The sequence below is a fragment of the Haemophilus sp. HMSC066D02 genome, assembly GCF_001810545.1.
Classification (GTDB): domain Bacteria; phylum Pseudomonadota; class Gammaproteobacteria; order Enterobacterales; family Pasteurellaceae; genus Haemophilus_D.
This window is the reverse complement of sequence record NZ_KV801804.1, coordinates 124,190-135,959: the sequence shown is the minus strand read 5'-3', so window position 1 is coordinate 135,959 and position 11,770 is coordinate 124,190. Positions and strand designations below refer to the sequence as shown.

At 39.2% G+C, this 11,770-nt stretch carries 8 protein-coding genes; 2 read left to right on the top strand and 6 right to left on the bottom strand.

What is annotated here, in order from left to right:
* Position 1 precedes the first annotated feature (1 nt).
* Positions 2-1,306 carry a sodium ion-translocating decarboxylase subunit beta gene (locus HMPREF2750_RS00855; RefSeq protein WP_070582218.1) on the top strand — a complete coding sequence of 435 codons (1,305 nt, stop codon included), beginning with the start codon at positions 2-4 and terminating at the stop codon, positions 1,304-1,306.
* Between the two features lie 93 nt (positions 1,307-1,399).
* Here HMPREF2750_RS00855 and HMPREF2750_RS00850 read toward each other — a convergent pair whose 3' ends face one another.
* The 4 genes from HMPREF2750_RS00850 to HMPREF2750_RS00835 all read right to left on the bottom strand — a co-directional run bounded on the left by HMPREF2750_RS00850 (position 1,400) and on the right by HMPREF2750_RS00835 (position 7,550).
* Positions 1,400-4,849, bottom strand: a complete 3,450-nt coding sequence (locus HMPREF2750_RS00850; protein WP_070582217.1) for an acyl-[ACP]--phospholipid O-acyltransferase — start codon at positions 4,847-4,849, stop codon at positions 1,400-1,402.
* On the bottom strand, positions 4,846-5,487 hold the full coding sequence (locus HMPREF2750_RS00845; RefSeq protein ID WP_070582216.1) for a MerR family transcriptional regulator: 642 nt from the start codon (positions 5,485-5,487) through the stop codon (positions 4,846-4,848). The genes HMPREF2750_RS00850 and HMPREF2750_RS00845 overlap by 4 nt, the downstream gene beginning before the upstream one ends.
* Positions 5,488-5,623: 136 nt before the next feature.
* Positions 5,624-7,186 (bottom strand): peptide ABC transporter substrate-binding protein, encoded by a 1,563-nt coding sequence (locus tag HMPREF2750_RS00840; RefSeq protein WP_070582215.1) that lies wholly within the window; start codon positions 7,184-7,186, stop codon positions 5,624-5,626.
* Positions 7,179-7,550 carry a YbaN family protein gene (locus HMPREF2750_RS00835; RefSeq protein ID WP_070582464.1) on the bottom strand — a complete coding sequence of 124 codons (372 nt, stop codon included), beginning with the start codon at positions 7,548-7,550 and terminating at the stop codon, positions 7,179-7,181. Before HMPREF2750_RS00835 ends, HMPREF2750_RS00840 begins: the two co-directional genes overlap by 8 nt.
* 206 nt (positions 7,551-7,756) lie before the next feature.
* Here HMPREF2750_RS00835 and prlC point away from each other — a divergent pair, with 206 nt between their 5' ends.
* A complete protein-coding gene (gene prlC, locus HMPREF2750_RS00830) occupies positions 7,757-9,796 on the top strand; it encodes an oligopeptidase A (protein WP_070582214.1) in 2,040 nt (679 codons plus the stop codon).
* Between the two features lie 113 nt (positions 9,797-9,909).
* Here prlC and rpsO read toward each other — a convergent pair whose 3' ends face one another.
* Both rpsO and hldE read right to left on the bottom strand, forming a co-directional pair.
* The gene (gene rpsO / locus HMPREF2750_RS00825) at positions 9,910-10,179 is read right to left on the bottom strand and encodes a 30S ribosomal protein S15 (RefSeq protein ID WP_005628925.1); all 270 of its coding nucleotides are present in this window, start codon (positions 10,177-10,179) and stop codon (positions 9,910-9,912) included.
* Positions 10,180-10,310: 131 nt separating this feature from the next.
* The gene (gene hldE / locus HMPREF2750_RS00820; RefSeq protein ID WP_070582213.1) at positions 10,311-11,741 is read right to left on the bottom strand and encodes a bifunctional D-glycero-beta-D-manno-heptose-7-phosphate kinase/D-glycero-beta-D-manno-heptose 1-phosphate adenylyltransferase HldE; all 1,431 of its coding nucleotides are present in this window, start codon (positions 11,739-11,741) and stop codon (positions 10,311-10,313) included.
* Positions 11,742-11,770: the final 29 nt, after the last annotated feature.

Genomic DNA, 11,770 nt, shown 5'->3' with positions numbered 1-11,770 from the left:
TATGGAGAGTATTATTGCGTTAATTAAAGGGATGGGCATATTCCATCTGCAATGGGGGCAAGCAGTAATGATCGTTGTGAGCCTGCTGTTGCTGTGGCTTGCCATTTCGCGCAAATTTGAACCTTTGCTGTTGCTACCAATTGGTTTCGGCGGATTATTGTCAAATATCCCTGAAGCAGGGCTAGCCATGACAGCATTAGAGAATTTGCTTCATCTCGGCTCACCAGAGCAAATTGTGGTAATCGCCTCGCAACTGGGTGTTTCACCCGATCTTGCTGCGATTAAAACAGCGATGACTTCCGCGCCAATATCCATGATAAATCAATTAGAAGCTTTATCTGTGGATATGGGTTACAGCGCCGGTATTTTGGCTTTATTCTATAAAGTTGCGATTGGATACGGCATTGCACCATTGGTTATTTTTATGGGTGTAGGTGCAATGACAGACTTTGGTCCGTTATTAGCCAATCCAAAAACGTTGCTACTTGGTGCGGCTGCACAATTCGGCATTTTCGCTACCGTGCTTGGTGCGTTAGCCTTAAATTACTTCGGTATTATCGAATTCACACTGCCTCAAGCTGCCTCTATCGGTATTATCGGTGGTGCGGATGGTCCGACTGCGATTTATCTAACCAGTAAGCTGGCGCCTGAATTGCTTGGTGCTATTGCGGTGGCGGCTTATTCTTATATGGCGTTAGTGCCGTTGATTCAACCACCGATTATGAAAGCATTAACCACAGAAGAAGAACGCAAAATCCGCATGACGCAAATGCGCCATGTAAGTAATCGTGAAAAAGTGTTATTCCCGGTGATTTTGCTGTTGCTCGTTGGTTTGCTCCTACCGGATGCTGCCCCATTACTCGGGATGTTCTGTTTCGGTAATCTCATGCGCGTCAGCGGCGTAGTAGAACGTTTAAGTGACACTACACAAAATGCCTTGATTAACATTGTAACCATTGTGCTTGGCCTGTCTGTGGGATCTAAACTTATCGCCGATAAATTCTTACAACCGCAAACGTTAGGCATTTTAATTCTTGGTGTCATTGCTTTCGGAATCGGTACAGGTAGCGGTGTATTAATGGCAAAATTGATGAATAAATTCAGCAAAAACAAAATTAACCCGCTTATTGGTTCTGCTGGTGTATCTGCCGTTCCTATGGCCGCTCGTGTTTCTAACAAAATCGGATTGGAAGCGGATAACCAAAACTTCCTCCTGATGCACGCGATGGGACCGAACGTTGCTGGTGTAATTGGCTCGGCTATTGCCGCTGGGGTCATGTTAAAATATGTCGGTACGTTGATGTAAGGTGAAAGATGCTGAAAAACACCTAAATGAGGTTTATTAAAATAACAAAAAGAGCCGTCAAATTGACCGCTCTTTTATTTATTACAATTTTCTTTACTTAACCAAACTCATCGCTAAGTTCTTCGCACCTTTGAAATCCACTTTACCACTTCCGAGCATCGGGATTTCATCCACTAAGAAAACTTGGCTTGGTAGCATAATCGGCGGTACATTTAATCCTTTAATGCGTTCATTGATCTCATCTAAAGAAAGTGCAGATTTGATTAAAAGTACAATGCTCTCGCCTTTTTTATCATCGCTCAAGGCGACGGCAACAAATTGATTTTCTTCATCAAATACTTGTGAAAGTTTCTCTTCCACGCTGCCAAGACTGATCATTTCGCCGCCGACTTTAGCAAATCGAGAATAACGATCCACAATAGTAATAAAGCCGTTATGATCGATATGACCTTTATCGCCGGTTTTGTAATAACGTACACCGTCAATTTCAACAATCACTTCTGCTGTTTTTTCTGGTGCATTCAAATAACCTTTCATGACTTGTCCACCACCAATCAAGATCAGACCATCTTCGCCGACTGGTAATTCTTGCAAGCTTTCTGGATCCACAATTTTAATAATGGTGCCTGGTAATGGCATACCAACTGTACCAGCTTGATTGAAGGTAAATTCCTGTAAGGTTTCCGGATCAAGTAAATTAGGCATATTCACACTAGCTACCGGTGCTGTTTCAGTTGCGCCATAACCTTCGTAAATTTCCAAGCCAAATTTAAGTTTGAAGGCTTCTTTTACATCCGCTTTCAATTTTTCGGCGCCCGCAATAACCATACGCACGTTTTGTAGCATTAACGGATGGAATTTCTTATTGCGTACATACAATCTAAAGAAAGTTGAAGTACCAAATAAAATACTCACCCGATGTCGAGCACACATTTTTCCTACTGTCGCCCCATCCGTCGGATCCGCTACACTTACCATTTTAATGCCTTCACACAATGGCAATAAAGTTGTCACTGTTAAGCCGAATGAATGGAAAATTGGTAAGGAATTCAAAATCACATCATCTTTGTGGAAGTTTAATAATTCACCGATCTGTTTAATATTTGTCAGTAAGTTTTTATGGCTTAATTCAATGCCTTTTGGATCACCTTCACTGCCACTACTGAATAAGATGGTTGCATTATCTTCCAAGCTTACGTCTGCAAAGTAACGTAATTTAATCCACCATTGTGGCGCCAAAAACGCCGTTAAAAATGACCGCACTTTATTAGCCTTAGTGATCGATTTCCCTAAATTTTCCATAAAGAGGGCTTTATCAGCCACCACTTGGCTAAAATCAAAACCTTTTGTGTTCAACTTATCCAAGAATTTTTCAGAGGTAATGACTTGCGAAATGTTGGCTTTTTTCAACGCTTTTTCCATCACTTCTGGGCTTAGTGTGTAGTTTAAATTTACCGGTACTTTGCCCATCACCATTAGGGTCATATTAATAATTGCTCCAATTGATGAACTTGGTAATAACACACCAACATTTTTTTCATCCCCTAAAGCAGCTTTCAAGGTTTTCACAAACATTAGCACTGCAGCAATGAATTTCAGGTTATTCAATTTAGTGCCTTGTGCATCAACAGCCGCTTCTTTGAATAAATTCGATTTTGCCGAGCTCAACCAATGATGCATAAGCGGTTTACGTTTACTCATGACTTTTTCCCATACGGAGAAAGAAAGTTCGAGTACTTTTTGCTTCATCGCTGTCGCATCAATAAAGCCATGAATGGGTTTACCAAATGCCACTAAAATTTCACGCTTACCTTGGCGTTTAGTTAAATTCTTATAGAAAGAATCTGCACGAGAGAAGCTGCTGCCCCATAATCCACGTAAATAGAAAGGAACAGTCGTCACATTCTCTAAATCTTTTAATACGTACTCAAAGCCTTTTTGGAACTCATTAATTTGACCGTTATAGCTGATATGGCCTTCTGGGAATAAAGCTACCACTTCGCCACGCGCTAAATATTCACGAATGGTTTCAATAGATTCTCGGCTTGAACCACCACCAATTGGGATGACTTTGAAAATACGGAAGAACCAAGTGAGATACCATTTGTTGTAAATCGGACGATACATCACAAATTTAATCGCACGAGGGCTAGCCGCTTGTAACACCAACCAGTCAATCCAGCTAATATGGTTGCCTAATAATAGAACTCCACCACTTTGTGGAAGATTTTTTAAGCCATCCACATGAAAACGGTAATTCGCTTTTAACGCAAAGAGCAAGAATAAACGCGTAAATAAATGAGGCACTTTCGACATGGTATATAAACTCGCAGCAAAACATGCAACTGAAGTCACTAAGAATAAACCTTGAGTCGAAACATTAAGTTGTACAAAAACAATGCTTAATAGCAAAAACACTACCATAAACACGTTTTGTACAAAGTTGTTACCTGCCATGATTTTGCCGCTGATTTTCTCAGGTGCGAAATACTGAATAGTTGCATTTAGTGGCACGATTAATAAACCGCCAGAGAAACCAAAGACAAAAGAACAAAGTGCTAATACCACCCCACTTTGGGCTAGGGTTAAAAAGAATAACGACACACAAATACCTAATGCACCAAGCGGAACAATACCTAACTCAATATGCAAACGAGAAGCACGTCCTGCAAGATATGAACCAAGCGCAAGCCCTATTCCGCTCACCGCAAGAATCGCTTGAATGACAATAGCATTATCTTCATTGAACATTGCTTTATAATGCGCAGGGAATGCTGCCACAATAATTTGTGACACGCCCCAAAATAGGCTTAATCCAATGACACTCAACCAAATATTTTGATCTGCTTTTAATGTGCGAACGTTATCTTTTAAATACCCTAAAGAAAGGTATTTTCTCATATCAAACTGACCATCTGTATTTTCAGCTTCTTGCTTAAAGAATGGGATTTTAAAAGCAAAATAGGCTTCTAGTGCACTCAGTAATACTAACGCCACACCAATCACCCAAACACTTTGTAATACTTCATTCGGATCATCTGATGCTACATAATGCGCTTCAAAGAAGAAAGAAAATACAAAAGAACTAAATAGAATGGCTACAATAGTAAGCGCTTGAATGACACCGTTTGCCATACCGATATTTTCAGTGCCCACAATTGATTTAATAATGCTATATTTGGCCGGAGAATAGACCGCACTTTGCGCTGCCAAAATCAATGTCAGTACAAAGGAAATAGCAAACATACCCGTCATATAACTCAATAAAATCCCAGCACTGATCAGCACAGCCGCTAAACTGCTATAACGAATCACATTGGTGCGAGAAAATTTATCGTTAATAAATGCCGAAGGCGAAAATAAGAAAATAAATGGCAATAAAATCATGGCATTAATTAATGCCGTTAAAATAACCAAACTCTCGCCTGAAAAACTTTTCAGCAACACATTTTGAATGGTAATTTTATGTGCCAAATCCACACTGGCATTAATAAAGGCAATGGCTAAATAAGGTACAAAGCCAGCATATTTTAAGAGTTTCATTTCGCACTCTCCGCTTGATAAAGATTAAAGGTTTTCATATTCAAGAGATACGGTTTTAACACTAACAATAAATCAAATAAGTGTTTTAATTTTTCATCTTTTTGTTCGCTATTGGCTAATGCCGCTAAAGTCACATTCACCTCTTTTTCCGCTAACATTTTCGCAGCGGCCAAATAAGCTTTCACCACATCCATTTCGGCTTCATCACAACGAGCTAAGATCGCCAAAATATCACGTTCTTTTGCTGTAAAAATGCCTTCACGAGGATTCAATAAGCCTTCCGCTACCATGTCTTCTATTTGTTCAGCGGAAAGATGAAATTCTGCAGAGAGCTGCTCGACTGAAAATACTTCATTTTCAGCCCCCATGATAATGTCTAATAATCCAATAAGGCTTTCATAAGGATTATTCCAATCAAAACTAGGATGAGCAAAAAGTGCTTTAATTTGTGAAATCGTCGCATTGAAATTGCTTTGTAAATATTTAATAAAGCTGAGCAGCTCTACACAATATTCATCATAAAGATGAAAATTCGGTTTATCTTTTACTGGTTCTGGCAACAAACCTTCTTTCACATAGTACAGCACCGTGGATTTTGGTGTCTGACTGAGCTTAACCAAATCATTCATTTTTAACATAAGGATTTCCCTCTAGGTTGATTTGTTGTGTATTGTATCGTATAAAAATAAAAAGTAAATAGTGTTACTCTACACTTTTATTTAATTTAATAAAAAAAGTTGTTCACCACATCATGAACAACTTTCTTAATCAGCTTTAGCTTTCAACTTTTCGCCATAGATCCTTACTGTAAATAACGCCCACTGGATTTTTCTTCGCCCCCATAATAGTTGGAGAAAGATAAACTGGCGTGGTGTATTGGAAAAGCGGTAAAGCAAGGTTTTCCTGTTGGATCTTCTCACTTAATTTTAAGTAAATTTCTGACCGCTCTTTTTCATTTAAGCTTTGCAATGCTTGCTCAAAAAGTTGATCGTATTCTGCATTGGCATAGCCATTTTTATTATCAGGACTTTTAGAATAGAACAACCCCAAGAATGCCATCGGATGATTGAAATCTGCACACCAGCCAGAACGAATGACTTGAAAATCACCTTTTTGGCGTTTCATTTGTAATGTTTGCCAATTGACTGGTTGAGCATCCACGCGCAACATATCTGATTGAGTCAATTGCCCCACTAAGCGCTGCGCGATATTCACATGCAATGGCGCATCATCATAAAGCATATTTAAATGCAATGGATGTCTTTCATCAATTTTATTTTGAGCCAATAATTGCTCGGCAACAACGGGCTCCCATCTTGAGTCTTGTCCATTTAACATGGCTTTCGGTAAAAAATACGAACTCGGAATTGCTGCTGGAATCTCATTATTCACAATATTAGTGACAGAGACCAACGACGCTATCGCCTTACGCACATCGGCCTTAGCAACTTTAGGATCTTTCAGATTAAATTCATAAAAATAACCGCAAAGCTGTGGAAAATGTTGAAGATCTGAATGTACTTCTGGCACATCAACCACCACATCAAAGTCAGCCAATTTAGGTTCAACAAAAGGCAAATAGGCTACGCGTTCAAAAGCGACATTATTTTTCTGCCAATAATAGGGGTTTTTAGTTAAGTGTATGCTTTTCACACTTTCACTTTCGATCATATAAGCCCCGTTTGTCACTGGGTAATCAGGATCGCGATATTGAGGCACAAGGCTGATATGCGCCAACATTTCCGGTAAATAAGGCGTTGCTTTATCGAGCTCAATGCGTAAAGTGCGATCATTTTCCGCATAAATTCCTAAACTCCTAAAAGGTTTATTTTTTTCTAAAACGCCTTTCGCATTTTTTAAATTGAGATAAGCTAAATAGGATCTTAAAGGACTATTTGATTGAGACAGTGCTTGCCAAGAAAGCATGACATCTTGGGCGACTAGAGAATCACCATTTGACCAGCGAAGCCCTTCACGTAAGATAAAGATCCAGGTTTTGTTATCTTTGGTTTGCCAACTTTCTGCAATACCTGGCACGATTCGCCCTTCCGAATCATAGGCGGTTAAGCCTTCATATAGATCTCGCAATAAGTTTTCCTGTTCGGGATAACGCACAAACCAAGGCTCAAAAGAAGGGGGATGAGTAAACGCCCGAGTCAGTAAAGTCCTACTCGGTTTTGATATATTTTCTTGTTCAATCGACTGACTTTGTTTCGGCTGATCTTCCATTGCCGTATTTGTAGATTTAGGGCTATTTAATTTATCACAACCACTCAATCCAAAAACGATACCGAAAATAACCGCACTTTTAAGCCAAGTAAAGAAAGAATTATCCATTTTCAACATCTTCTGTTTTAATCCAAAAGAAAAAGAACCAATATTTTACCGCAATTAAAATGGCAATAATCGTTCGACCCACTACACTTGGGGTAAAGTAAAAGCCAATTAAAAGCATCGTAGTTGAAAAGGTTAGAATAGAAATTTTTGCTTTTTTTGTTAATGTACGACGTTCATTAAAAGACTTCAGATACTTTTGATAAAGCTTGGTTTCTAAAAACCAACGTTCTAAGCGAGATGAACCTTGCGCAAAAGAATAAAGTGTTAGCAACAAAAAAGGTGTGGTCGGAAGAATCGGTAGAAAAATACCAATCACGCCTAAAACCAAAGAAATACAACCAAGTACAATATAAATGGCTTTAATTAAAGGATTTTTGGGGAAGAATTTAAGTGCAACAAAACCGGCTATAACCGAAAAAGTGATTAAGCCAGAAAACAATAAAGCGTCGTTCATCATCATTCCTAAATAAAAGTGATACGCAATTATCACTGATTTTTTAGATTTTTCAACCTTGATATTATAGAATTTGTCGCAACTTATTAAAGAAATAGTTAGCAAAAGGAATATTTATGTCTAATCCATTACTTCATATTGAAGGCTTACCTCCGTTTTCTCAAATCAAACCGGAACACATTCAACCAGCAATTGAAAAACTTATCGAAGAAAATCGTCAAGCTATAGAACAAGTGCTAAAACAACCGCACTTTACTTGGGAAAACTTTATTGAACCGCTTTCTGAAGCAGGCGAGCACTTAAGTCGTGCTTGGTCACCGATCTCCCATTTAAATTCAGTTAAAAATAGCCCTGAATTACGTGATGCGTACCAAGCTTGCTTACCACTACTCTCTGAATACAGTACTTGGGTAGGCCAACACGAAGGGTTATACAATGCCTATTTATCCTTAAAAAATAGCCCTGAATTTGCGACTTATTCCGTCGCACAAAAGAAAGCCATTGAAAATGCACTACGTGATTTTGAGCTTTCAGGTATCGGTTTATCCGAAGAAAAACAAAAACGTTATGGTGAGATTGTTGCTCGCTTATCTGAATTAAGCTCACAATTTAGTAATAATGTACTCGATGCCACCATGGGCTGGGAAAAAGTCATTGAAGATGAAAGTGAATTAGCGGGTCTTCCTGAATCCGCATTACTTGTGGCAAAACAATCCGCCGAAAGTAAAGGCTTGAAAGGCTATCGCTTTACGTTAGAAATCCCAAGTTATTTGCCAATCATGACCTATTGTAAAAATGCAGCATTACGCGAAGAAATGTATCGTGCTTATGCGACTCGCGCTTCAGATCAAGGTCCAAATGCCGGTAAATGGGATAATACGGCGATCATTGAAGAAATCATGACGTTACGTGTGGAATTGGCTAAATTGTTAGGTTTCAATACCTATACTGAACGCTCACTTGCGACCAAAATGGCAGAAAACCCACAGCAAGTGTTAGATTTCTTAAATAACCTTGCAGATCGTTCAAAAGCACAAGGTGAGAAAGAATTAGCTGAACTCAAAGCTTATTGTGAAAAAGAATTTGGCGTCACTGAACTTGCGCCTTGGGATATCAGTTTCTATTCCGAAAAACAAAAACAACATTTATATGCGATCAATGATGAAGAACTTCGTCCTTATTTTCCTGAAGATCGCGTTATTTCGGGTTTATTTGAATTAATTAAACGTATTTTTAATATTCGTGCAGTTGAACGTTTTGGTGTAGATACTTGGCACAAAGATGTGCGTTTCTTTGATTTAATTGATGAAACCGATGAAGTACGCGGTAGTTTCTATCTCGATCTTTATGCACGCGAAAATAAACGTGGTGGCGCATGGATGGATGATTGTATCGGCAGAAAACGCAATGCCGACGGTTCAATTCAAAAACCTGTTGCCTATTTAACTTGTAACTTCAATGCGCCTATTGGTGATAAACCTGCGCTATTCACCCATGATGAAGTCACGACCCTCTTCCACGAGTTTGGTCATGGTATTCATCACATGCTCACCAAAGTTGATGTTCCAGATGTCGCGGGTATCAATGGTGTACCTTGGGATGCGGTAGAGCTTCCAAGTCAATTTATGGAAAACTGGTGTTGGGAAAAAGAAGCCCTTGATTGTATTTCGGGTCACTTTGAAACGCACGAACCATTGCCAGAAGAAAAATTAAATCAACTTCTCAAAGCGAAAAACTATCAAGCGGCAATGTTTGTGTTACGTCAGCTTGAATTTGGCTTGTTTGATTTTACCCTTCATCATACTTTTGAAGTGGGTAAAGCTAACCAAGTGCTTGATACCTTAAAAGCTGTGAAAGATAAAGTTGCCGTGATTAAAGGTGTTGAATGGGCAAGAGCGCCACATAGCTTTAGCCATATTTTTGCGGGCGGTTATGCAGCCGGTTATTACAGCTATTTATGGGCTGAAGTACTATCTGCAGATGCCTTCTCTCGCTTTGAAGAAGAAGGGATTTTCAATCCAGTTACCGGTAAATCCTTCTTGGATGAAATTCTCACTCGCGGCGGCTCTGAAGAACCAATGGTATTATTCAAACGCTTCCGTGGACGTGAACCTCAATTAGATGCATTACTTCGTCATAAAGGCATTGCAAACTAATGGACTAAAAAAGAGCGGTCAAATTTTTGACCGTTTTTTATTTTTCTAATATGCAGAAAATAAAAAAGCCCTCGGTAATCCGAAGGCTTTTATTTTTACTATCGTAATAAAAATTAGCGACGTAAACCTAAACGAGCGATAGTGCTTTGGTATAAAGCAAGATCAGTACGTTTTAAGTAGTCTAAAAGTTTACGACGACGAGAAACCATACGTAATAAACCACGACGACCATGGTGGTCTTTTTTGTGCTCAGCGAAGTGAGCTTGTAAGTGGTTGATTTGTGCAGTTAATAATGCGATTTGAACTTCAGAAGAACCAGTATCTTTCGCATCACGACCAAATTCAGCAACGATTGCTGCTTTTTTTTCAGTACTTAGAGACATTTTTTTACTCCTAAAAGGTAGTGTTATTAATACATCATTCGCCGATCTCTAACTCAGCGATGACAAGGAGCCTGAATTTTAACGATTGAGCAGGATAAAGGCAAGCTTTATTCTACTCATTCCTTAATAAATTAATCTTTCAGCGCTTTGATTTTTTCAATTACGTTCGTAGTTGAGCAGCCATTTTCGAAATTCAATACACAAACATCGCCACCATTCGCCCACACTTCTTTGCTGCCTGCAATCTCTTCAGGTTTGTAATCGCCGCCTTTTACCAATAAATCCGGTAAAATATCGCCGATTAAACGTTGTGGTGTATCTTCATCAAAAGAAACAACCCAATCCACAGAAGCTAAACCAGCCAATACTGTCATACGAGCATTCAGATTGTTAATTGGGCGACTTTCACCTTTTAAGCGTTTCACTGAATCATCCGTATTCACGGCAACAATTAAACGATCGCCAAGTTTGCGAGCATTTTCTAAATAAGACACGTGGCCAGGGTGAAGAATGTCAAAACAACCGTTTGTCATCACAATTTTCTCACCGCGCGCTTTAGCATGAGCTACCGCAGTTTTTAATTGGCTTTCAGACATAATACCGAAGCCTGTTTCAGAACGGCCGTGGATCGCATTCTCTAACTCCACAGTAGAAACCGTTGATGTACCCAATTTACCGACCACAATACCTGCCGCCACATTGGCTAAATAGCAAGATTCTTCAAAAGAACGTCCATCTGCAAGTGAGGTTGCTAATACGCTGATTACGGTATCACCTGCACCTGTTACATCGAATACTTCTTTGGCAACGGTTGGCAAATGGAAAGGCTCTTGATTTGGACGCAGTAATGTCATGCCTTTTTCAGAGCGCGTCACTAAAAGTGCGGTCAATTCAATGTCTGAAATTAATTTTAAACCTTTCTCAATGATTTCTTCTTCAGAATCACACTTACCTACTACCGCTTCAAACTCTGACATATTTGGTGTCAGTAAAGTGGCGCCTCGGTAACGCTCAAAATCCGTACCTTTTGGATCGATTAACACGGGTACGTTAGCTTTACGTGCAATTTGGATCATCTTTTGCACATCTTTTAACGTACCTTTACCGTAATCAGAAAGTACTAACGCACCAAAGTTTTTCACTTCTGCTTCTAATTTTGCAAGCAACTCTTGGCATTCCACATTTTGGAAATCTTCTTCAAAATCTAAACGAAGTAACTGTTGATGGCGAGATAAAATACGTAATTTTGTAATAGTTGGATGAGTATTCAATGCCACAAAATTACAATCAATTTTTTGGTGCTGTAATAAATTCGTTAAGGCGGAACCTGTTTCATCCTGACCAATTAAACCTAAAATTTGCACAGGTACATTAAGAGAAGCAATATTCATTGCCACGTTTGCTGCACCACCTGCACGCTCTTCATTATCTTGTACACGAACCACAGGAACCGGTGCTTCCGGTGAAATACGATTAGTCGCACCAAACCAGTAACGGTCAAGCATCACATCGCCTAACACTAATACTTTTGCTTGATTAAAATTGGCAGAATATTGAGCCATTTTGAAATCTCTCTGTTGGAATAATAAAA